Here is a 22,696-nt window from a genome sequence, read left to right on the forward strand (position 1 = left end):
GGCAACAGGTGCGCAATATGAATCGTTATTCAAACATCAAAAAAATGGTGGCCGGCGGAGATTTATTTTGGAGCCGAACACAAGATGCCCGAATGAGCGGAATTGTCGCCGACAATCTCGGTGACGGCTTCATGCAAGTCGGTGACGAAAAATTCATAAACATGTGCTCTTACTCCTACCTTGGCCTGGACTCCAATATCGAAATTTTGAAGGGCGCAATAACTGCACTGGACTCGTCGCGAACCTTAAATTCATCCACATCCCGTGTTCGAATTTGTTTACCGCTATTGGAAGAAGCAGAACTTGCATTGTCAGATCTGTTTTCCGTCGACGTGCTGACTACGGTTTCATGCGCTTCAGCCGCCGCCGCAATGCTTCCATTACTCGCCGCCGGTGTCTTGACGCAAAATGCCCCGCCGCTAATGGTTTTTGACCAGTCCGCGCACTTTTGCTTGAGTTTGATGAAAGCCGTTTGCGCAGACGAATCCGAAGTGATGACAGCACCGCATAATGACTTAAACTTTCTGGAAGACTGCTGCAAGCAAAGACAACGGGTCGCTTACATCGCGGACGGCGTCTATAGCACGGGAGGATGCGCCAATATACCAGAACTGATGACTCTACAGGACAAGTACGGTTTATTTGTCCTATATGACGAGGCTCATGGCCTGTCGGCACAGGGTGTAAATGGCTGCGGATTAGTTCTCAGCACAATGGGCACACTAAATAACAACACCCTGATAATCACATCATTGAACAAAGGTTTTGGTGCATCCGGCGGGGCGATCCTCTTTGATTCGTCGATTAGCAAACCAGATTTATTGAGATTTGGCGGCCCTCTCTCTTGGTCCCAGCGAATTAACACAGCAGGTTTGGGCGCAATTATCGCGTCTGCAAAAATACATAAATCCACAGAGCTGCAACACCTGCAAAATAAATTGACGACCAACATCCAACTATTCGATACGCACATCAAGACCACCTTGGCAGGAGATGGATTACCTATCAGGTTGATTCCCATGAGTGATGAACAACATGCAATCACCACTGCAACACAACTCATGAAGCTTGGATTTTATACATCGCCGTTATTTTACCCTGTCGTCCCCAAATCAACTCCAGGCCTACGCGTCATGCTCAGAGCAAATCTGGCCTCAGCCGACTTAAAACAGTTTTGCACAGCGGCAAACTCAATGCTTTAGATGCAAACCACAAACCTTAGGACGTCGTGACAAAAGGAACTTATATGTCATCATCCCTCCAGCGGGTACTCCTTCTCGCGTGTTGCACGACCATAATCGCCCAGCTTGGTATTACACTGTACATACCTGCAACAACCCAAATTTCCTTAAAGCTAAACATAGGAGAGGCAGAGGGCTCTAAGGTTCTACTATTTTACTTGGGCGGCGCTGTACTACCGATAGTATTTATGTCACGTCTTATTCGCAGTTCCGGGCGTTACACCGCAATTCTCGTTTGCTATGCAACTTTATTCGTAGGCAGCATACTGTCTTTATTCAGTTTAGGCCCCGAGGCGTTCTTTTTCTCCCGGCTCATGCAAGGCATAGGTGCTGGCGGAGGGGCTCTGATCGGCAGAGCGCTGTTAACGGATATTTCATCAGGGGCGGTCCTTGCGAAAAACCTGTCTGTATTATCCTATTCATTTATTCTTGCACTTATCGTCGGGCAAGTAGCAGGCGGCCTTCTGGTATCAAGTCTTAACTGGATCGCTCTGCCATATCTAATGTTCATCGGATCGGTACTTACCTGCGCACTAGCTTTTAAAATACGCTCCCGCCTTTACAAACTAGACACAACAGAAAAAGAGTCCACATTGGCGCCAAACTACTACTCCACTGCAACCAAGCCCAGCTTTTATCTGCCGGTCATTTTAGGAGGATGCGGCTATGGTATTTTTATTGTCTATCAAGGTATCGGAGCGTACGTATTTCACTCCAATTTCCGTTGGAATAGCGCTGATTACGGCACATTCGGCTTGTGGCTGGGCCTGGCTTATTACTTAGGTGCATTTACTGTAAGGCGAGCCTTGACTGTTGTCAGTGTTTGCCAATTATCAATTTTTGGCGCATGCCTATTATTCGCCTCGAGCAGTGTGTTGTTTCTGACTGCCTGGCAAAACATGTCAATCCACTTAGTTATTGGGACCTATTTGGTTATTTGGTACGCCCAAGCAACACTTTACCCATGTACAGCAGCCATGGCAGTAAACAGAATACCCGGCGCGAACCCAATGATGCTATTTAGTTTCCTGCAACAGTTGGTAGCGTTAATATTTGGTGCTCTTGCGACTCTTTTTATCCCTCACGGCATTCAAACTGTGGCATTGCTCACGGTGTGCCTGGGTGGACTTGCTGTAGTCACCGCACTTCTCATTCTGAAAAGAGAGGCTTGATATGGAAGTATTGACTAGAAGTTGGCTATGCATGCCCGCCAGCCAAAAGCATATAGAACGGAAAATTATTGAGTCAAGCGCCGACATTGTATTGTTGGACTTGGAAGACTCAGTCCCAATGTGCAAAAAACAATTTGCACGCGAACAACTGATGGCATTGGAGCAATCCATCCACAACCGGCTCAATCTAGCGATAAGAATTAACACACTCACCAAATCAGAAGGTATCAGAGACTTGGTTTTCCTGTTGGATAACAACATAATCCCCAAATATTTAATCATCCCCAAAGTAGAGTCAGCCGGTGAACTGAGAGTCCTTGATGAACTTACATGCGCTACTGGCCAACGAGTAAAAACCTTTGCAATCATCGAAACTTTAAAAGGATTGCGTCGCATCGACTCCATCATCAATGAAAGAACAAGCCTGCGCGGCTTGATTTTAGGTAGCGCTGACCTCTCCTCAGAGATCAACTTCAAAATCGCAGAGCGCGCACTTACCCATATAAAATTCGATATAGCCATCGCCGCCCTCAGCATGGGACTAATGGTTATTGATTCGCCCTGTTTCAAACTAAACAACGAAAAAGTTCTTAGAACAGAAATTGAAACGGCGAAAGAATTTGGTTATTCCGGAAAAATTGCCATTCATCCAGCTCAAGTAGAACTTATAAACAAATTATTTACCCCGACAGCAATCGAACTGAACAAAGCACGAGCAATTATCAAATGCCTCGAAGCAGCCGAACCAACAACAGCAATATCCACCTTAGATGGGGAAATGCTAGGTCCTCCTTTCGAAATCATGGCCCGCAGGCTTTTGAAAATTAACGAATCGCTCTCAAGAACCAATAGGAAGCCAGCATGAGCATCAATCAATCGCTCCCCGGCAGCAAGGCATTAAGCAAACTAACCAAAGTGGAGCCCGGACGCTATCGTGAGGATCATGGGCTTGGTTTCGACGACTTTATTATTGGTGACATATTTGAACATCGTCCAGGCCGTACGGTGACAGAGGCGGATAACGTCTGGATGTCGTTAATCTGCATGAATAACCATCCTGCCCACATCAATGCGGAATATGCAAAGCAAACCGAATTTGGACAAGTACTGGTATCAAGCCTGGTGACCTTTTCGATAGTCGGTGGGATGAGCCTGGCGAGCACGAGCGCAAAAGCAATTGCTAATTTAGGCTGGGATAATGTTCGTCTGGTAGCCCCTGTATTTGTCGGCGATACATTGTATGCAGAAAGCGAAGTCATCCACAAACGTCCCTCTGCCAGCCGTCCCGGACAAGGCGTAGTAACGGTGCGAACAAAAGGGCTCAAGGCAAATGGGCAAATATGTTTATCCTACGAGCGCAGCTTTCTGATCACTCTCGACCAAGTACCCTTGGCGTGAGTAGCCTATGAAAATCTTAGATGAGGCTTTGATAAAAAACGTTATCAACATGGAAGAGGCGATTGACGTACTTCGTGAAAACTATCATCAATACAACAGCTCAAACGGCAATAACCCTGCACGAACTATCGTGAGAGTCCATGAAAAAAATGCAACGTTTGGGGTAATGCCCTACTACTCTCACTTTCACAATCTATTTATGGTCAAGATTGTTTCTCATCACTTGCTCAACAAAGTCTATGGAAGAACATCTATAAGTGGAGTGATTGTTATACAGGATGGCGCGACAGGGCAGATAAAAGCCCAAATGGATGCAGCAGCCATTACCGCTCTACGCACAGGCGCCACAGCAGGATTGGCGACTGATTTGCTGGCAATGGCTCGCTCCAAAAAAGTTGCTGTCATCGGCGCAGGTGCTCAGGCAATAGCCGTACTTGAGGCTGTGTTAAGTGTCAGAAAGATAAACCAAGTGGCCGTATGTTCTACAAACAGGGCAAGCACAGAGCATTTTATAGCTGACGCAAAAAACCGGTTCGCCCGTGAGATTGAATACGTCAGCCATCATAGTGCCCGCCAGGCGGTCTCAGGCGCCGACATCATCTGCACCGCGACCACCTGCGCCTCCCCCTTGTTCTCTGCCTGCGACGTAGTAAAGGGTGCCCATATAAACGCGGTAGGCAAGCACACTCTGGTGTCGCGTGAGTTCCCGCTGGAGCTTCTGCATCGGGCTATCTTAATGGTGGAGGATAGAAAAGCTGCAATTGAGGAGGCTGGGGATTATCACCAAAATTCAATATCTATTGCTGACATGCTGAACAGCCACTATGCAGTTCACCAAGACGAAACCACGATTTTTTCTTCAGTAGGGACGGCTTTTCAGGATGCGTGCATCTGCATCGCAATCCTGAAGAAGCTAAAGGTGATAAGCGAAATTTGAAGATATTACGAAGCTCCTAATCGGCATGCCAATGCCTTGGCCTGGATTGCCACATCCGTCACCGCCGTGCTCTCCCACCACATCCCGCGCAGCGGTGGGCCCATGGCGAAGAGTCGCTCACTGGCCACCCCCTGCTCGTCCAGCACCGCCCCCGAGGCATCCGCCGCTATCCCCAACGCCAATGGCCCGGGCTTGATCAAGCCGCGTGCCAGCAGTTGCCGGGGCAGAGGCCGGGCCACGCGGCGCCAGTCATATTCGATCCCGCTGGAGTTGATCAATGCCGCGCCACTGGCGTAAGTGGTGTGCTGTTCGCCACGACGACGCAAACGCAGGGTCACTTCGCCGTTTACCGTGGGCTCCAGGCCCTGGAACGATGCCGCCTGGATCCGCAGGCGCCCTTCCTTGTGCAACCGCGCTACCAACTCGGCGCTCAGCGGTGGCGAGCGATGGTGATGGCTCTCCCACCAGGGCCGTACATGGCGCACGAACTGACGCTTCTGGCGTTCGCTGGCCTGGCTCCACAAACGGCCGATATGGGCACGCACGGTATCTAATGGCGCTTGCCAGTCGATACCCTGGGCCAAGGCACTCTGGCATTGGCGGCGCACTGCCCGCAGTAGCTGCAACGGGCTGCGCAGGCTGTGATCTTCAGCGAGGAAGTCCGCCCAGGCCGGTGGTTGCCGGCGCACATGGGGCAGCAGGCCATGGCGCGAAAAAATCTCGATCGGCCCACGATGGCCGGCCTGCTCCAGTGACACCACCGCATCGACCATGGTCAAGCCTGAGCCGATGATCAGCACCGTGGAGTGGGGGTCCAGTTGCGTCATGGCACGCACATCCCACGGGTCAACCGCCGCCGCATTCAAACCACTGGACCGGGTTTGTGGCGTGCGTGCCGCCGGGAACATACCAGTGGCCAGTACCGCCTGGGCACCGTGCAGGTGTTGGCCGTCATCCAGGGTCAGGCGCACAGTGCCCGGTGCTATCTGCACGTCAACGACCTCGGCGCGAATATGCTCCACCGTCGACGCCGATCCCACCCGGGCCTGCGCCAGACGCTGTTGCGCGTACAGGCCAAAGATTCCCCGGGGTGGAAACAGCTCGCTGACAGGCACATGCTGCTGGTCCGACTCAGGCCAACCGCCGGAAGCGATGTACTCGGTCAACCAGTGGGTCAAGTCATCGGCATTGTCCGGATCCACACTCATGCGCGCTGCATTGCCATTGAGGGTATGCCCCAGCTCCACCGCACTATAGGCTTCCCCCCGCCCAAGCTCTGGGCGGGGCTCGATCACCAGAATCCGCCGCATGCCAGGCAAACGCAGCAACTGTACAGCTAGCAAGGTGCCGCTCAGGCCCCCACCGATGATCAGCACATCGGCGTTGCGGATGGCCTTTGTCACCTGCCCGCGTTCGGTTTCACTCATGAAAATGCGCCCTTACTGTTTGCCCGGATAAAGATCATGTCCACCGCGTTGCGCCCAGTCCCCGCCACAGGGCGGTGTGACGCATTGCCCGATCATGCACTATCGCGTTTGAGTTCATCCAGCCACTGGACGCCTTGGCGCACACTGGAGGCCTGCCAGATAAACTGCAACCGCTGCAAGCCCAGGCGCCGCCGCAGCTGATTTTTGATCATCTGGTGCAGGCCGCTCTGCGGATGGGCAAGGGCCCAGTCATGCAGGCGCCGGCGCCACGTGCTATGGGGGGCAAGGCCACTTTGAATCTCGTCAGCCAGGTGCTGCAACCTGGCCGGCGACAATAACAAACCGGTGGGAGCCACCTCGCTGCGGTCACGCCGGGCCGAGCCAGGACTTTGCGCAAAGGCCAGGCCCTGGCCGCTGTTAAGCCAGTGCTCCAGCAACACCGCCAGGCCACCTTGCCAGTGCGTACCCTCCTCGCTCCACAACACGGTTTCGCCGCTGGGCTGCCACCAACGATTCAGGCGTTGCAGCGGCTCCACCAGGCCGAGCAACCGAGCGAAGGCAACTACCTCGCTGCCGGGCACTGGCTGATCGCTGATCAACACCTGCGGGGCTGCGCTGCTGCCAACGACCGTGAGCCAATGGTGCAACTGCTGGCGGTCCTGGACATAGACATGGGTCGGGCGCACCCGCCAGATTTGCCCGTGCAGCGCACTCGGTTCGAGGGTATCAGCCAGCGTCAGTACTTGCCCGCCAATGGCCTGGGCCGCCAGGGCCAGCAGCAACAGGTTGGGTTCAAAGATCCCGCTGAGCACCAATCGCGAGTATTCGCCAAACCCTTGTTGACGCAAGCCGTCGGCCAGGCGTTCGACATCACGCAAGGCATCGATCCAGCGCCAGGCATACCACTGGCCATGGCGCTTGTGGCGCAACGCGCAGTGCAATGGGCGGACCTGGGCCCAGTGGTGCAATTGCTCCATGGCCCTGGGCAAGCCCGTGACCCACTCGGCGGGCCAATGCACATCCTGCTTGAGTTGATGCACGCTCATAAGGAGCTGTTCCTATCGTTGGAATGGGCGTGCGGTACTCCGTTGCAGGAGTTACGCCAAGATTGAAAAGCCCAGCGGATCCTTGCGCTGAGGTGCCCCTGTGCACCTTGCGCATCTCCCTAAACCAGCAAACTGTTGGTTGACTGTTGGCTGGCGAACAGCGGCGAATCAAGGCGCACACGCCCTGCACTTTCTCGATTGCGATGAAACTGTTAGCGCCATTAGTGGGTTTTTCCATGTGCCAGGGACGCACACCATGGGCCGTAACCAGCCGCATCTCTTGAAGGAAGCACCATGCGTAGAACCCCACCCCGGCGCCCGGCGAAAACGCTGGCCGTGACCCACCAGGACTTTTCCCAGACCAATATCGCCAACGGCTCGCATGTGGTGCGGCTGGGCGTGACCGACCTGTCCTTCCATCGCGCCACCGCCGCAGTGGTGGCGCTGGTCTTGCAGCGCATGGGCCTGACGGTGGAGCGGCAATATGCCCTGCACGAAGTGAATTTCGAGCGTCTGCGCGAAGGTTCGATCGACATGTTGGCCTCGGCCTGGCTGCCGTGCAGCCATGGGGTGTACCGGCAGGCCGTGACGGCCCGTGAACTTGGCCTGCATTACCAGCCCTACGCCATGTGGGGCGTACCCGACTATGTGAGCGAGGACGACGTGGCATCCATCGCCGACCTGCTCAAGCCCGAGGTTCGCGCGCGCATGCACCCGCTGATCCAGGGGATCGGGCTGGGCGCAGGGATTACCCGGTTTTCCTTGAGAATCATGGACGAGTACGGGTTGAACGACGCCGGCTATCAGTTTCGCACCGGCAGCCAGGACGATTGCGTTGAAGCCTTTGAAGCCCTCTATCGCCAAGGGCACTGGGGCATCGTGCCGTTGTGGCATCCGCAGTTCCTGCACCACCGTTATCGCATCCGCGAACTGAAGGACCCCAAGGGCCTGCTCGGCAGTGTGGATCGGGCAGTGCTGCTGGCACGGGAGGATCGCCTGGCGTTGCTGACCGGCGCGCAGGTTCAGGTGCTGGATAACATCCGCCTGTCGAACCTGATCGTGGCCGAGCTGGATGATGCCTTCAATCGCGGTGAGCAGTCGGCGGATGAGGCGGCCAGGGAGTGGCTGGCGCGGCATCCGCACCTCTTGCGAACCTGGGGCTTGTAAGCCGGACAAGGCCCACTGTAGGAGCCGGCAAGCCGGCGCCTACAGCGCTTCGGCGCGTTGAGGATCGGTGCGAATCACAAGCGATTGGCAGCGCATTGACGGTCATGCTCAGTGCTGGATTACCGCTTTCAACACCGTCTTGAAGATCTCCAACTGTTCATCGCTGAATTGGCTGAAGACCTTGTCCTGTTGTTCACGGGCGATGGTCCACAGCGACTCCGTCTCATCGATACCCTTGGTGGTGAGTTTCACCCGGTCCTGATCATCGCGTACCAACGCCTTGCGCTTGAGGTTGTTCACCGCCTCGTCAATCTCGCGCGCCGGCATTGCCACTTCGCGCTGCAACTCGGCCAGGCTCAGGCCGGCGTCGTTTTCCAGCACCATCAGCATCCGCGCTTCACTGGTGCGCAGGCCGGTGCACAGTTGGCGCGGTTGGTAACTGGCCTGATAGGCCCGCAGCGCCTGCGTCATCAGGTAGTAGAGGTTATGGCTCAGGCGCCCCTGGAAATGGCTGCTGGGGGGTTGGCCTTCCTCGCGCCGGGTCATGCGAGTGTGCGGCAATACCATGGAGTAAGCGCCCTGGTGATACAGCAAAGGCGAACGGCCGCAGTCCTCGAAAGCAACCACTTTGCCAATCATGATCCAGTGATCCCCCCCATCCAGTTGCTGGTACTTCTCACACTCAAAGCGGGCCGAACAGTCAGCCAGCACCGGAGCCCCGCCCTCGCCGGCCTGGTACTCGACATCGGCAAACCGGTCCTCCCTGGGCCGGGCAAAGTTGTTGGACAGGTCGATCTGGTCAGCGGCCAGCACGTTCACCGCAAAGTGGCTGGCCGCCTCGAAGACTTCGTGGCTGGTCGAGCGCTTGTCGAGGCTCCACAGGATCAGCGGCGGATCCAGGGACACCGAGTTGAAGCTGTTGGCGGTCACGCCGACCTTGCGCCCCGCGGCATCAGCCGCCGTAACCACAGTGACCCCGGTGGCGAAATTGCCCAGGGCGCGGCGAAACGCGCGGGTATCGATTCCAGCAGCAGTTGTGTTTTCAGTAGACATGCAAGGCTCCCGGGCAGGCCAAGGGCCCTGCCCTGATTGTTCTTATAGGTACACAGTGGTGGGTCAGACCATCGCCGGGTCCGGCTCCAGGCCCATCAGTTCACGCCCCAGGATCTGTGCGCAAACGTCGTAGTCGGTATAGGCATGCGCCCCGGTGAGATGGGCGTCGCGGAACAGCCGTTGCAGCTCGTTGGTTTCAAACCAGGCGCCACCGCCCGCCGCCTCCATCAACCGATCCACCGCCTGGATACACATTTTGGTGGCGTAGCCCTGGTTGGTGCGCCAGAACGCCAGGGTGCCGCGGCTGGGGTATTCATGGCGCTCGCTGTGCTCGGCGATCTCGTCCCAGCTCTTTTCCAGCAAAGCCCGTGCTGCGGCCACCTGGTGGGTAGACTCGGCCAGGCGCATCAGCGCCGGCGTCGCCGCACCGACTGCCGCCCCGGTATAGGCCCGCACGCGGTTTTGGGTTTTTTCGCGGAACACATCCAGCATGCGCTCGGCGATCCCCAGGCTGACGGTGGAGAAGCCGCTGGCAAAATACGGACGGTACGGGGCGAAGAAAATCCTGCTGTCGGGGTACAGGCCAAAGCCTGCCGACTTGCCTTCCATCATGTCCTTGGCCTTCTGGATGCGGTGCTCGGGCACGAAAGCCTGGTCGACGATCAAGGTCTTGCTGCCACTGCCGCGCATGCCCACGGCAAACCAGTCGTCACGGATCGCATAGTCGCTGCGCGGCAGCACGGCGAAGCAATAATCCTGGGTGCCTTGGGCGTTGTTGCGGCGAAAGCCCATGATCGCCCACTCGGCATGATCACAGCCCGAACTCCAGCCCATCTCGCCGCTGAAGGTCACGCCACCCGGCACTTCTTGGATGCGCCCGAATGGCGCGATGCTGCTGCTGGCGGTTGCATCGGGGTCCGTTCCCCAGACCTCGTCCTGCAGTTTTGCCGGGAACATAGCCATTTGATGGCTATGGGTGCACAGCAGGCTCATGGCCCATGCAGTGCTGGCACAGGAGCCGGCCAACAACGCGATGCACTGGGCAAACTGCGGCAGGGAAATTTCCATGCCGCCGTATTTTTTTGGCAAAAACGCGCGGTGCATGCCGATACCCTTGAGCAACGCGATGTTCTCGGCAGGCACACTACGATCTTGCTCGGCAGCGAAGGCATTGGCAGCAATGACGGGCAAGACAGACTTGAGGTCTTCCAGCAGCGGATTTGGCTTTTTCATGGGTAGTCTCTTTATTATTGGATATCCCCATTCCTGGCCTGCCTGCGCCCTGCTCACTCGACAGCAGGCTTAAAACAACCGGGAACGTTCGTAACGACGCGACCAGTATGTGGCGCTTGGTCGCAGCGCAAAATGCACGTTCCAGATGGAAGATTGTACTTTTCATGGCCTGTAAAAAAGCCGCCGCAGAAACTGCGACGGCTCAGTAGAGACACAGCCCTGTGTAGGAGCTGGCTTGCCAGCGAAAAACCCTCAGGCACCGTATTCATCCAGGTACCCAGCGTTATCGTTTCCTACAGGGTTAGCGATAGCGCTCAAGCCAATGCGCGTAAGGCGCCGGCAAGGTCCAGGAGGCTTTGTCCACCCCCAGTTCCTTGGCCGCAAAATACGCCCAGTGTGGGTCGGCCAGGTGTGCACGGCCCACCGACACCAGGTCCAGATGACCCGCCTGCAATGCCTCTTCGGCCAATTGCGGCGTGCCGAAACCCCAGGCCGAAGTGACCGGCAGACCCGCCTCGCGACGTACACGCTCGGCAATCGGCCCCATGAACGCCGGGCCCCACGGAATGTTGGTATCAGGAATAGTGAAGCCGACACTGACGCTCAACAAATCCAGGCCACCCTCCTTGAAGCGGCGAGCCAGTTCGATGGACTCTTGCAGGGTCTGTTCGTCGCGCCCGTCATATTCGATAACGCCAAAACGCGCGGTCAACGGCAGGTTTTGCGGCCAGACCTCACGCACGGCAGCGAGGGTTTCCAGCATGAAACGGCTGCGGTTGTCGAAACTACCGCCGTAGGCATCAGTGCGCTGGTTGGCGTGCTCGGAGAAAAAGCTCTGGCCCAGATAACCGTGGGCAAAATGCAGCTCGATCCACTCAAAGCCAGCGTCGCGGGCACGGCGCGCGGCATCGACGAAGTCCTGCTGAACCCGGGCGATATCTTCCAGGGTCATGGCCTGGGGCACTTTCGGCAGGTTCGCGCCAAACGCGATCGCCGAGGGTGCGAGGGTTTGCCAGCCACGGGCGTCGCCCGCGGGGATATGGTCGTCACCTTCCCAAGGACGGTTGGCGCTGGCCTTGCGCCCGGCGTGGGCGATCTGGATGCCGGGCACCGAGCCTGCTGCCTTGATCGCTTGCACCATGGGCACGAAGGCTTGCGCATGGGCATCGCTCCAGATGCCGGTGCAACCTGGGGTGATGCGGCCTTCAGGGGCCACGGCGGTCGCCTCGACCACCACCAGGCCGGCGCCACCGCGGGCCAGGCCGGCAAGGTGAACGTGATGCCAGTCGTTGACCATGCCGTCTTCGGCCATGTATTGGCACATCGGCGGAACGGCGATGCGATTGCGCAACGTAACGTCTTTGAGTGTGAAGGGTTCGAACAATGCAGCCATGGGAATGCTCCTGAAACGAGGGGAACGTATGATTCGATAGTTCGATCTTAATCGAACTATGGTAATAAAAGCCAGCCCTGTTATCATTCGACTCATGCGAGCCTTTAAACACCCCTCCTCTGAAGAATTGACCCTCGAACGTTTGCTCTATGCATTGAGCGACCCTGTGCGCCTGGACATCGTGCGCTGCCTGGCCGAGGTGGAAGAAGCCAGTTGTGGCGAGCTCGATGGCGGACGCCCCAAGTCCAGCATGTCCCACCACTTCCGGGTTTTGCGTGATGCCGGGCTGGTGCATACGCGCAGCGTTGGCACCACCCATATGAACTCGTTGCGGGCCGATGTGTTGGAGTCACGGTTCCCTGGGTTGCTTGCGAGCATTCTTGCCCAACAATGAGCCCCTACATTTGACTGAAGGGTCGCGTCAGTAGAAATACGCCAGGCGAAACTGCAGCGAGTTATCGATCTTCACCCCTTCGCGCACCGACGTATCACGCATCAGCTGCCCCAGCACCTGCACCTGCTTGCCCAGCATCGTGGCCACGGTAAAGCCCAGGGTGCCATTGCTGCGGCGGGTGGCCAGGGTTTCATGGTCCAGCGTCTCGCGTGCGCCCCAGTTGTGGCGATAGGAGAGCGCCGCATACGTCTGGGGGGTGAAGTTGTAGCGCAGGTGGTTGTGCAATTGCAGCAGCGGGTCTTTTTTGGCGTCGGTGGCGCGCTGTTGGCCGTAGAACTCAGTCTCGGCAATCACATCCCAGGTGATTTTGTCGGTCAACCCCTTGATGTAGCCCACCTGGAAATCCAGGGCCCAGCGATTGTTGCTCAGGGCAAACCCCTGGTTCTTGTCATGGCCGGTGGGCGCGGTGACAAACATTGACCAGCCCAGATGCTCGTTGTTGGCCAGATCCGCGAGGGTCCACACAGTGCCACCAAACGTAATGTCACCCAGCCCCGAGTGTTTGCTGTCGCTGGCGCCGGTCTTCTGGTAGCCGAAGGGTATGACGATCTGCGGGTCCCAAGTCAGGCCGGTATTGAGGAACTCGGTGAAGTGGATCAGGCGCAACACCCCAACGCTCATGTCCAGGTCCAGGTTGTCGGCGACTTTCTTGCCGCCGGAGTAAACCTTGTCGCCCCGCGGATTCTGCTGGTACAGCACCACTACATCGGTGCCCTGGGGCAAGGCCGTGTAGTCGCCGGGGTCCGGCTTGACGTCGGCCCGGGCCAACGCAATCAAGCTGAGCAAAAGGGCCAGGATGCTAAGTGTCTTCATGGCAGGTACCGTTATTGTTATGGGAGGCAACACTTGGCCATGACGGCGCTGAAAAGCGTCGCCCGGCACAGTGACAAGGTGGGATCAGTGAACGGCGTTGAGATCGGCGTGCAGATCCTGGGTACGCTTGACCAGGTATTGGCGCAGCAACTCCATGTCTTCGCGCGGCAGAATGTCGGAGAAGTTCGGCATGCCCTTATTGATCAGCGCCCCGCTGACAAAGGCGGGAAAGGCCGCGTGTTTGTTGTCATCCAGATAGCGCAGGTCCGGCACTACCCCGCCGCTGATGGCGTTCAGGCCATGGCAGCCGGCGCACAGGCCATTGAACATGTCACGCGCCTGGAGCAGTTGCTTGGGCGTCGCCGTGAGTACCTGGCGGGTCGTCGGCAGTACCGGCGCGGCCTTGGGCGGTGGCAACTCGCCTGTGGCACCGAGCTTGAAGGCAATCACTCGCGATTCGGCCCGCACTTTGCCCTTGTTGGTCAGAGGTCCGGTCAACAGCGGCAGGATCCCGCCCCAACCCACCGAAAACGCCACGTACTGCTCGCCATTGACCGTATAAGTGACCGGCCCCGCCATTACCCCGGAATTGGCCCGGTGCGCCCACAGTGGCTTGCCGGTGTCGGCACGATAGGCCACCACTCGCCCGTCGGCAGTGCCCTGGAACACCAGGTTGCCGGCCGTGGCGAGGGTGCCGCCGTTGCCCGCGCTGACGTAGGGTTGTTTCCAGGCGGCTTGCTGCTTGACCGGGTCCCAGGCGATCAACTCACCGCTCCAGGCATCACGGATCTGCTTGAGGGCTTTCGGGTCTTCCGGCAGGTCCGGCACATCCAGGCCGAAGTTGACCACCGATTTGTTTCCCGGGAACTGCGGGGCCTTGGCCGCCTTCAACTCGGCCAGGGTGTATTGCGCCGGGATGTACACGTAGCCGGTCTTCGGGCTGTAGGACATGGGGTGCCAGTTATGCCCGCCAAGAAAGCTGGGCTGGACCACCTTCGGTGCTTTGGAATAATCCGCCGCGCCGGTGAGGATCGGTCGCCCGGTCTGCAGGTCGATGCCACTGGCCCAGTTCACCGGGACGAAGTTGTTCGCCGACAACAATTTGCCGTTGCTGCGATCCAGCACATAGAAAAAGCCGTTTTTCGGCGCCTGCATGAGCACCTTGCGCACACTGCCGTCAATCTTGATATCGGCGAGGATCATCGGTTGGGTTGCGGTGAAGTCCCACTGGTCCTGCGGCGTGACCTGGTAGTGCCAGACGTACTCACCAGTGTCCGGGCGTAGCGCCAGGATCGATGACACATACAGGTTGTCGCCCTTGCCGTTGCTGCGCAACCGATAGTTCCACGGCGAACCATTACCGGTGCCCACGTAGAGCAGGTCCAGTTGTGGGTCATAAGCCATGGAGTCCCACACGGTGCCACCGCCGCCCCACTTGACCCAGCCATCGCCATCCCAGGTTTTCATGGCGTTGGCCATCGCGGCATTCTCCACAGGCAGCTTGGGATCGCCCGGCACGGTGTAGAAGCGCCATACTTGCTTGCCACTATCGGCGTCATAGGCCGTGACGTAGCCACGCACGCCGAATTCGGCACCGCCGTTGCCGATCAGGACCTTGCCCTTGACGATGCGCGGCGCGCCGGTGATGGAGTAGCTTTTACTGCGATCAATGATGGTGTCGACGCTCCACACCGGCTGGCCACTGCCCGCATCCAGCGCAATCAAGCGCCCATCGAAACTGCCCACATAGACTTTGCCCTGCCACACGGCCACGCCGCGGTTGACCGGGCCGCAGCAGCCCTGGCTGAGGTTTTCGGCGGGCACTTTCGGATCGTATTTCCACAGCAACTCGCCGGTGGCCGCATTGATCGCATAGACGAGGCTGAAGGCACCTGTGGTGTACATCACCCCATCGACCACCAGCGGCGTGGCTTCGGTGCCGCTGTCGATATCCAGCTTGGTGGTCCAGGCCATGCCCAACTGCCCGACGTTGTCGGCATTCACCCTGTCCAGTGGGCTATAGCGCTGCTCATCGTAGGTGCGGCCGTGGCTCATCCAGTTACCAGGCTCACGGTCGGCGGCGATGATACGCGCCCCATCGACCTGGGCCGGCCCGGCCAAGGCGAGCGAAGTGCACGCGGCCATCAGCAAAGGCGTGCCCAACAGCAGGCTCCGTGTATTCATTGTTATTGTTCTCCAACATTAATCGGCTCTGGCCACTCTATTAGAGGGCCTGCCATGCCTGGCCACTTGACTGAGGCTGCCAAAGCGCTTGGCATTCCCTGCCAGGCTGCTGCCTATAGCGGCTGCTGGCGAAAGTCCCGGGGCGCATGTTGGAAATGCCGCTTGAACGCCCGGCTGAAATGCGCGGCGTCGACAACCCCCCACTTGAAGGCGATCTGGGTGATCGACTCATGCCGCAAATCGCGCGCACGCAGGTCTTGCGCCACCCGCTCCAGGCGGCGTTGCTGGATGTAGCGCGCAATACTTTCATGGCGCTGCTCGAACAGACGGTAAAGCTGGCGCACCGAAACATTCAGGTGCCGTGCCAGGTACTCGGGGCCAAGGTCGGTCTCTTGCAGGGAGGCTTCCACCAGGCGCGTGGCCAGGCCGTAGATATCGTCGTGCCCCACGCAGGCAAACCCGGGCTGGCCCTCGGCACGCTCGTCCAGGCCGGCAATGGCCAGCCCGATCAGCGCCTGCTCCAACGCCGGGCCATCGTTCTTGCCGCCATGACCCTCACTCAACTGGGCCTCGCCCAGCGAACGCACCAGGGCACGTATCATATGGGTAGGCACACTGTTGCGCGCCAGCTTGCCAAACAGGCGCTGCTGGCCGAACTGCCGGCTGACGGCTTCGCGCGACAGATGCACCGAGATATTCTGCACCAGGCCCTGCGGCTCGATCTCAAAGGCCCGGGCCGAATCCACCAGGGCAATATCATCCGGCCCCAGTTCGATCAGCCGGTCTTTTTGCCGAATAAACTGATGACCACTGCTCTGCAGGATCAAAAAACAGTGGCGGTCGTCATCCCCATCGCCACGGGTGTGCTGGCGGCTGATCAGCCCTGCGTTAGTGCGGATATGCGCCAGTTCCAGGCCACACACGTCCTGGCCATGAACATTGCCGATAAACAGGCGGTGGCGGTCAGAAAGCGCAGTACTGAAGTTACCGCACACCGCCCGCAAGTCGCGGTTCCAGTCGGCAAACTCGGTGCGGGTATGCAACAAGGCAGGCATAGCCCCTCCCACAGATAATTTATAGTTATATCGTTAACATATTATCTATGTAGGTACACCTGCAAGCCCTAATCCATGCGCTGCGTAATCAGCGCGCTGATCGCCTGGGCATTCATGGGCAGGCTGAGGTAAAAACCTTGCGCTTCATCACACTGTACGGTTTTCAATGCCTTGAGCTGTTCAACCGTCTCCACGCCTTCCGCCGTCACGGTCAGTGACAACGCCCGGCCCAGGCCGACAATGGCCTGGATGATCGACTGGTCGCCGCCGCTGGACGTCAGCCCGCCGACGAAACTGCGGTCGATCTTCAGCCCATCGAAAGGAAATGAGCGCAGATAACTGAGGGACGAATAACCCGTGCCAAAGTCATCCATCAGCAAACGCACACCCAGGGCCTTGAGCCCCTGCATGATGCTCAGGGCGACCTTCTCGTCATTGAGCATCACGCTTTCGGTCAGTTCCAGCTCCAGTCGTGCCGGGTTCAAGCCCGTCTCGGCCAGCACCGATTTGACCCGCGCCACCAAATGCCCGCGCTGGAACTCGGTGGAGGACAGATTGACCGAAATCATGACGTCCTCAGGCCAGCCAGCGGCCACCTGGCAGGCCGCGTGCAACACCCAATTGCTCAGCGGCAGGATCAGCCCGGTTTCCTCGGCAATCGGAATAAACACGTCCGGCCCCAGCAGCCCGCGCAGAGGGTGCTCCCAGCGCACCAATGCCTCGGCACCGGCCAGGCGTTTGCCTTCAATGCGGTAGCGCGGCTGGAAATCCAGGCGCAGTTCGCCGTGCTTGATGGCATGGCGCAAATCGCTTTCGAGTTGGCGTCGTTCGATGATGCGGGCATTCATGTCACCGGCATAAAAACGCCAGGTATTGCGGCCACCCTCCTTGGCCTCATACAAGGCAATGTCGGCGTAACGTAAAAGCTCATCGGCCAGGGTCGCGTCCGCCGGCGCCATGGCAATCCCGATGCTGGCGCTGATAAACACTTCATGCTCGGTGATGTAGAACGGCTGCTCAATGCAGTCGATCAAGCGCCGGCACAGGCCCTCCACCTCCAGCGGCGAACTCACACCCGCCACCACCAACACAAACTCATCGCCGCCAATGCGCGCCACCAGGTCATCACCCCGCAGGCAGCCCTGCAGGCGACGGGAGACCTGGTTGAGCACTTCATCACCCGCGGCATGGCCCAGCAGGTCGTTCACCGGCTTGAACCGATCCAGATCGACGCTGAGCATCACCAGCGGCTTGTCCAGGGTCGGCGAAGCCTTGAGCTTGCCCTCCAGAAACTCCTGCATGCGCGTGCGGTTGGCCAACCCGGTCAAGGCGTCGTGTTGCGACAGGTACTCAATACGCCGCCGGGCAGCCACCTCGTCGGTGATATCGCTGGACGTGCCGCGATACCCCTGCCCTGGGATCTCGCGCACCGACAAGCGGCAGATACGCACCTCACCCGTTCCAGACAGGTAGTTGCACTGCACGATGGCATTGGCGCGCCGCGCATGTTCCTGGAACCAGATCGACAGCGCGCCCTGATCGGATGTCAGCAGATCATCGAGCCCACGCCCCAGGCATTCGCTGCGCACAAGCCCGGTGATCGCCTCGAAACGGTCCGACAGGTAGGTAAACCGCAAGTGAACGTCCACCTCCCAGATCCAGTCGGATGCCGCTTCCGCTACATCACGAAAGCGCTCCTCGCTGACCACCAGGGCCGCACGGCTGGCTTGCAGGGTGGCGTAGTTGCTATCCATGATCCGTGCCGCGGCGGTAGTCCGGCGCAGGATGAACCAGACCATCAGGCCGAAAATCAGGCCGGCAACAGCGACCAGCGGCACGATCAGCACGAGCAACTGGTGGCCGGGGTCATCCAAGGTCCATTGCACGACGCCTCCATTGTCCCTGAGGCTCAGGCTCGGCCCATCCGCCGTCGCTCTGCCAGCTGGGGCGACCCGCAGCCCCTGCACACCAAAGTCCTGGCCCAATGCGGCCAGCCGTTGCGGCTCAAGCTTGGCAATGAAGATCAATACAGAAGCGGGGCCGCCATCGGCCTTCACGCCCGGATCAGTGCCTGGCGTCAGCGCCGCAGCGGCCAATACCGCCGGCGTCCCGTCTGCCTGTACCAGCCGGGTCACCGATTGGCTGTTGGCCGCGGCCTCCCGGGCCTGGGCCAGCAGTGGTTCGATCGGTATGTGCAACCAGTCCTGGACGGCAACGGTCTGCAACTGGCCATCAATCACCGAATACACCGTGCGGCCTGTGGGATCGACAACAAAAACCCCCTGGAAACCCAGGTCGGCAAATAGCGTGGAGCCGAGGTTCTGCCGGACAAATGCCCAGTCCACATCCACCTGCTGATGCAGGTGTACGTAGGCGTCCCCCCAAAACGCATAGTCCTTGACCGTAGAGCCGGCGACCCGCTCAACAGATAGCAAGGCGTTTTCGATATCGATCCGGCTGTGCTCGCCGGCATCGTGATTCAGATGCTCGGCAATGGAGACCAGCAACACCCCGACCAACAGAAACATGGCCAGCAACAGCAACGAACAGGCAAGCAGATAAGCCCTGGCGGTAGAAAGGTTGGAGGCGGTGCCTTCCAGCGACGACTTGGGGCCAACGTTGAGTTTTTCCATAGCGCTCCAGGCGCCAGGGCGCCTAACAACCCGCAGCGAAAATCACACGACGCACACGCAGGTGCGCGACTGCCTGCCCATAGACGATAGACAATTTTTGCGCTTCGAACAGCCCGAAACCCGACTTATGCGCAATGCAGCACATAACGTACCGCAAAGCCGCTCAGGCGCTGCTCCAATTGCTCTCGCTGGACAGCACTGAGCTGTGGCACATGAATGTCCACCCGCTGCCCATGACGCTCGTCACTCAGCGCCTGGACCTGGCTGCCGGCAACCACCTGCCCCACTTCGTACTCGAACACTCGACGCACGGCATCCAGGCGCAAGGCGGGCTTGAAGGTCTTGCCCACCGCAGTCAGCGGGATCTGCTCCACCAGCCAGATATCCTTGGGTACCGCAGCACGCTCGTGAATGTGCTGCATGGCGTGCTCCATCAACTGGGCTTGGCTGGCCTCTTCGCCGGCCTTGAGCTGGATATACACCACCGGCAGCTCTCCAGCCTTGACATCAGGCTTGCCCACCGCTGCGGCGAGGGCCACGGCTGGATGGCGATGCAGCGCCTCTTCGATCATCTGCGGGTCAATATTGTGGCCGCCGCGAATAATCAGGTCCTTGCTGCGACCGGTCAGCCAGATGTAGCCATCGCCATCAACCCGCCCCAAGTCGCCGGTGTTGAACCAATCGCCATCCAGCCAGATGCCTGTGTTCTTGTCCGGCTGCAAATACCCCTTGAACACCGTCGGGCCGCGCAGGCAGAGGGTGCCCGGCTCGTCCGTGGCCGCATCACGCAAATAATTGCCGTCGCTGTCGAGCACCGCGACCTTGACCTCGCAGTACGGCAGGCGCAAGCCAATGGAGCCGGGCCGACGTTCCCCCTCGTAGGGGTTGCAGGCGGTGGCGCAGGTGCCTTCAGTCAGGCCGTAGCCTTCAATGATGCGCAGCCCGGTGCGGGCTTCGAACTGGCGGATCAACTCCACCGGCATGGGGGCCGCACCGCAGAGTGCAAAGCGCAGGGTGGAGACATCAATACCCTCGTTGGGAATCTGCAGCAGTGCCGCATAGATGGTGGGCACACCGCTGAAACTGCTGACCCGGTAGCGCTCCACCAACCGCCAGAAGTCCTTGATCAACGTCGGGTTGCGGTATCCCTGGGGGCCGGGGAGCAAGACCTGGGCCCCGTGATGAAAGGCCGCAAGCCCAGAGACCATCACGCCATTGACATGAAACAGCGGCAACCCGCAGAGCAAGACATCGTCCGGCCCATACCGGCCATGCAAGCCAATGATCTCGGCCATCGCCACCTCGTTGAAGTGGGTGTGGGGCGCCAGCTTTGGCGTACCGGTGGTGCCGCCGGTATGAAAGTAGGATGCGATGTCATCCGGCTGGATGACCCGCCCGCTCTCCAGATAACCAGCCGGGGCGGCGGCGAGCAGCTCATCGAAATCCAGTACGCCTGCGGGCATCGGTGCTCGTTGAGCCTTCAAGGTACTGCGTTGCGGTTCTGGCAACAGGTTGGCGAGATCGACCGTCACCACCGTCGGCATCTGCGCCAGCAGGTCGGTCAATGCAACCACCTTCTGCCACAGGTCCGTGCCCGGGAACGGCGCCAGCGTGACCAGCACCGAGGTATTGGATGCGCGAATCAACTCGGCAATGTGCTCAGGCTCCAGCAACGGGTTGATGGCGTTGACGATCCCCGCCGCCTCACCGCCCCAAATCACAAAGTGGGTCTGCACCAGGTTGGGGAGCAGGAAAGACACCGCCTGCCCCGGACGCACCCCCAAGCGATGCAAGGCATTGGCGGTTTGCGTGACCTTGGCGAAAAGCTCGGCGTAACTGATGCGCCAGGGCTGGTCCTCGATGCTGCCCGTCGCCAGGAAACACAAGGCCGGCCGGTCGGCAAAGCGTTCGGCGGCACGTTGCAGCAACGCGTAGGTACTGCTCGGCAGGTCACGTTGAGCCAAGGGACATTGTTGCTCCATGGCTTGGATATCACTCAACCGGGCGAGGGAAACAGGGGTGGCCATCGTCTTCTTGCTCCTCCATCAATCTTGTTTTTTTACCACGGGTACCGCGGGGTGCGCACTGGGATATGCCAATTCATAGGCCCGACACACTCGCAACACCTGATCGTCGGCAAACCGTGCCCCCACCACCTGCAAGCCAATCGGCAGCCCCTCACTCGAAAACCCGCAAGGCACCGAGGCTGCCGGCTGCTGGGTAAGGTTGAACGGATAGCTGAACGGCGACCACTTCATCCAATCCTCCAGCCCCGAGCCCGGCGGTACATCGTGCCCCGCCTCGAACGCGGTGATGGGCATCATCGGGCAAACCAGCAGGTCATAGCGGCTGTGGAAGCTATTCATCCGGGCGACCAGCGCAGCCCGTGCTTCCTGGGCTGCCGTGAAATGCACCAGGGTTGTGTGCTGGCACTGCTCGGTAAAACGCCGCAGCCCCGGGTCCAGTAAATCCTTCTGTTCACTGTCCAGTTGCGCGGCCAAGTCCACGGCCCCAGCGTAAGCCACGGTTTTGAACAATTCCAGCGGGTCGCCGAAACCCGGATCCACGGCCTCTACCTGTGCGCCCATCTGCGCCAGTCGTTCAACCGCCTGGGCCACGACACGGGCCACTTGCGGATCAACCTGCACATAGCCCAGGTTCGCGCTGTAGGCGATGCGCAGCCCGCGCAAGTCGGTGTTTTCAGGCAACCAGGGCGTATGCCGTGGCGCCCCCAGCAAACCATCCCTGGGATCAGGCCGGGCCACGGTCTGTAGAAACAACACGGCATCGTCCACGGTACGCGTCATGGGCCCCAGATGGGAAATCAGGGTGGTTGCGCTGGCCGGCCATTGGGGGATGTAGCCAAAGGTCGGCTTGAAGCCAAAGGTCCCGGTGAAGCTGCTGGGGATGCGAATCGAGCCCCCGGCATCGCTGCCCTGGTGCAACACCCCTAGATTGAGCGAAGCCGCTACTGCCGCGCCACCGGACGACCCGCCAGAGGTCATGCGCGTATCCCAGGGGTTGCGGGTAATACCGTAGAGCGGGCTGTCTGTCACACCTTTCCAGCCGAACTCCGGACTGGTGGTCTTACCCAAAATGACGGCACCCGCATCGCGCAAAAACGTGGTGATCGGCGCATCGACCTCCCACGGCCCATCGCCCGGAATCACCAGCGAGGCCTTGCGGGTGGGCATGCCCCGAGTTGCCGTGAGTTCCTTGATTGAAGTGGGCAAGCCGTCCAGCGCACCCGTGGGCTGGCCTTTGGACCAACGCTTTTCCGACGCTCGCGCCGTGTCCAGTGCGCCTTGCGGGTCGGTATAGCAGTACGCATTGACCTGCGGGTTGAACCGCTCGATGCGGGCCAATGCATCCTGGGTGACTTCCACCGGCGACAGCCGTTTGGCGCGAAAGTGTTCAAGCAACTCGACGGCGCTCATCTGCGCAATAGCGGTCTGTTGGGTCATGAATAAATCCTGATGATGGCGTATTC

General features: G+C 59.0%; 18 protein-coding genes. 7 read left to right on the forward strand and 11 right to left on the reverse strand.

Translation table 11 applies throughout. The features are described from left to right. Positions 1-17 precede the first annotated feature (17 nt). The 5 genes from HZ99_RS04490 to HZ99_RS04510 are packed head-to-tail and all read left to right on the forward strand — an operon-like array spanning position 18 to position 4,748. The gene (locus HZ99_RS04490; RefSeq protein WP_038441585.1) at positions 18-1,202 is read left to right on the forward strand and encodes an aminotransferase class I/II-fold pyridoxal phosphate-dependent enzyme; all 1,185 of its coding nucleotides are present in this window, start codon (positions 18-20) and stop codon (positions 1,200-1,202) included. Between the two features lie 44 nt (positions 1,203-1,246). Continuing rightward, a complete protein-coding gene (locus HZ99_RS04495; protein WP_038441586.1) occupies positions 1,247-2,413 on the forward strand; it encodes an MFS transporter in 1,167 nt (388 codons plus the stop codon). A gap of 1 nt (position 2,414) precedes the next feature. Beyond that, positions 2,415-3,278 (forward strand): HpcH/HpaI aldolase/citrate lyase family protein, encoded by an 864-nt coding sequence (locus HZ99_RS04500; protein ID WP_051903039.1) that lies wholly within the window; start codon positions 2,415-2,417, stop codon positions 3,276-3,278. Further along, positions 3,275-3,811 carry a MaoC family dehydratase gene (locus tag HZ99_RS04505; RefSeq protein ID WP_038441587.1) on the forward strand — a complete coding sequence of 179 codons (537 nt, stop codon included), beginning with the start codon at positions 3,275-3,277 and terminating at the stop codon, positions 3,809-3,811. The genes HZ99_RS04500 and HZ99_RS04505 overlap by 4 nt, the downstream gene beginning before the upstream one ends. A 7-nt stretch (positions 3,812-3,818) precedes the next feature. Beyond that, positions 3,819-4,748 carry an ornithine cyclodeaminase family protein gene (locus tag HZ99_RS04510; protein ID WP_038441588.1) on the forward strand — a complete coding sequence of 310 codons (930 nt, stop codon included), beginning with the start codon at positions 3,819-3,821 and terminating at the stop codon, positions 4,746-4,748. Positions 4,749-4,753: 5 nt separating this feature from the next. Here HZ99_RS04510 and HZ99_RS04515 read toward each other — a convergent pair whose 3' ends face one another. Then, on the reverse strand, positions 4,754-6,175 hold the full coding sequence (locus HZ99_RS04515; RefSeq protein WP_038441589.1) for an FAD/NAD(P)-binding protein: 1,422 nt from the start codon (positions 6,173-6,175) through the stop codon (positions 4,754-4,756). A gap of 92 nt (positions 6,176-6,267) precedes the next feature. Continuing rightward, complete coding sequence (locus tag HZ99_RS04520; RefSeq protein ID WP_038441590.1) at positions 6,268-7,221, reverse strand: AMP-binding protein; 954 nt, start codon at positions 7,219-7,221, stop codon at positions 6,268-6,270. A 294-nt stretch (positions 7,222-7,515) separates the two neighbouring features. Between HZ99_RS04520 and HZ99_RS04525 the strand changes: the two genes are divergently transcribed. Continuing rightward, the gene (locus tag HZ99_RS04525; RefSeq protein WP_080727660.1) at positions 7,516-8,388 is read left to right on the forward strand and encodes a glycine betaine ABC transporter substrate-binding protein; all 873 of its coding nucleotides are present in this window, start codon (positions 7,516-7,518) and stop codon (positions 8,386-8,388) included. A gap of 108 nt (positions 8,389-8,496) precedes the next feature. On the opposite strand, the gene HZ99_RS04530 is transcribed toward HZ99_RS04525, so the two are convergent. From HZ99_RS04530 to HZ99_RS04540, 3 genes are all read right to left on the reverse strand, one after another. Next, positions 8,497-9,441 carry a p-hydroxyphenylacetate 3-hydroxylase reductase component gene (locus HZ99_RS04530; RefSeq protein WP_038441591.1) on the reverse strand — a complete coding sequence of 315 codons (945 nt, stop codon included), beginning with the start codon at positions 9,439-9,441 and terminating at the stop codon, positions 8,497-8,499. A 63-nt stretch (positions 9,442-9,504) separates the two neighbouring features. Next, positions 9,505-10,674, reverse strand: coding sequence for a p-hydroxyphenylacetate 3-hydroxylase oxygenase component (locus HZ99_RS04535; protein WP_038441592.1), 1,170 nt, complete (start codon positions 10,672-10,674; stop codon positions 9,505-9,507). A gap of 301 nt (positions 10,675-10,975) precedes the next feature. Then, complete coding sequence (locus HZ99_RS04540) at positions 10,976-12,067, reverse strand: NADH:flavin oxidoreductase/NADH oxidase (protein ID WP_038441593.1); 1,092 nt, start codon at positions 12,065-12,067, stop codon at positions 10,976-10,978. 94 nt (positions 12,068-12,161) lie between these two features. Between HZ99_RS04540 and HZ99_RS04545 the strand changes: the two genes are divergently transcribed. After that, complete coding sequence (locus tag HZ99_RS04545; protein WP_038441594.1) at positions 12,162-12,461, forward strand: ArsR/SmtB family transcription factor; 300 nt, start codon at positions 12,162-12,164, stop codon at positions 12,459-12,461. Between the two features lie 27 nt (positions 12,462-12,488). Here the strand turns inward: HZ99_RS04545 and HZ99_RS04550 are convergent, their stop codons facing one another. The 6 genes from HZ99_RS04550 to HZ99_RS04575 form a co-directional block, all read right to left on the reverse strand. Continuing rightward, entirely contained in the window at positions 12,489-13,334 is an 846-nt protein-coding gene (locus HZ99_RS04550; RefSeq protein ID WP_038441595.1) for a transporter, read from the reverse strand. An 84-nt stretch (positions 13,335-13,418) separates the two neighbouring features. Beyond that, positions 13,419-15,518, reverse strand: a complete 2,100-nt coding sequence (locus tag HZ99_RS04555; protein WP_038441596.1) for a PQQ-dependent dehydrogenase, methanol/ethanol family — start codon at positions 15,516-15,518, stop codon at positions 13,419-13,421. A gap of 113 nt (positions 15,519-15,631) precedes the next feature. After that, on the reverse strand, positions 15,632-16,573 hold the full coding sequence (feaR, locus tag HZ99_RS04560) for a transcriptional regulator FeaR (RefSeq protein WP_038441597.1): 942 nt from the start codon (positions 16,571-16,573) through the stop codon (positions 15,632-15,634). A gap of 68 nt (positions 16,574-16,641) precedes the next feature. Further along, the gene (locus tag HZ99_RS04565) at positions 16,642-19,206 is read right to left on the reverse strand and encodes an EAL domain-containing protein (RefSeq protein WP_038441598.1); all 2,565 of its coding nucleotides are present in this window, start codon (positions 19,204-19,206) and stop codon (positions 16,642-16,644) included. A gap of 125 nt (positions 19,207-19,331) precedes the next feature. Then, positions 19,332-21,233 carry an acyl-CoA synthetase gene (locus tag HZ99_RS04570; protein ID WP_038441599.1) on the reverse strand — a complete coding sequence of 634 codons (1,902 nt, stop codon included), beginning with the start codon at positions 21,231-21,233 and terminating at the stop codon, positions 19,332-19,334. Between the two features lie 18 nt (positions 21,234-21,251). Beyond that, a complete protein-coding gene (locus HZ99_RS04575; protein ID WP_038441600.1) occupies positions 21,252-22,670 on the reverse strand; it encodes an amidase in 1,419 nt (472 codons plus the stop codon). Positions 22,671-22,696: the final 26 nt, after the last annotated feature.

Origin of the sequence: Pseudomonas fluorescens (assembly GCF_000730425.1) — a bacterium.
Classification (GTDB): Bacteria; Pseudomonadota; Gammaproteobacteria; order Pseudomonadales; family Pseudomonadaceae; genus Aquipseudomonas; species Aquipseudomonas fluorescens_X.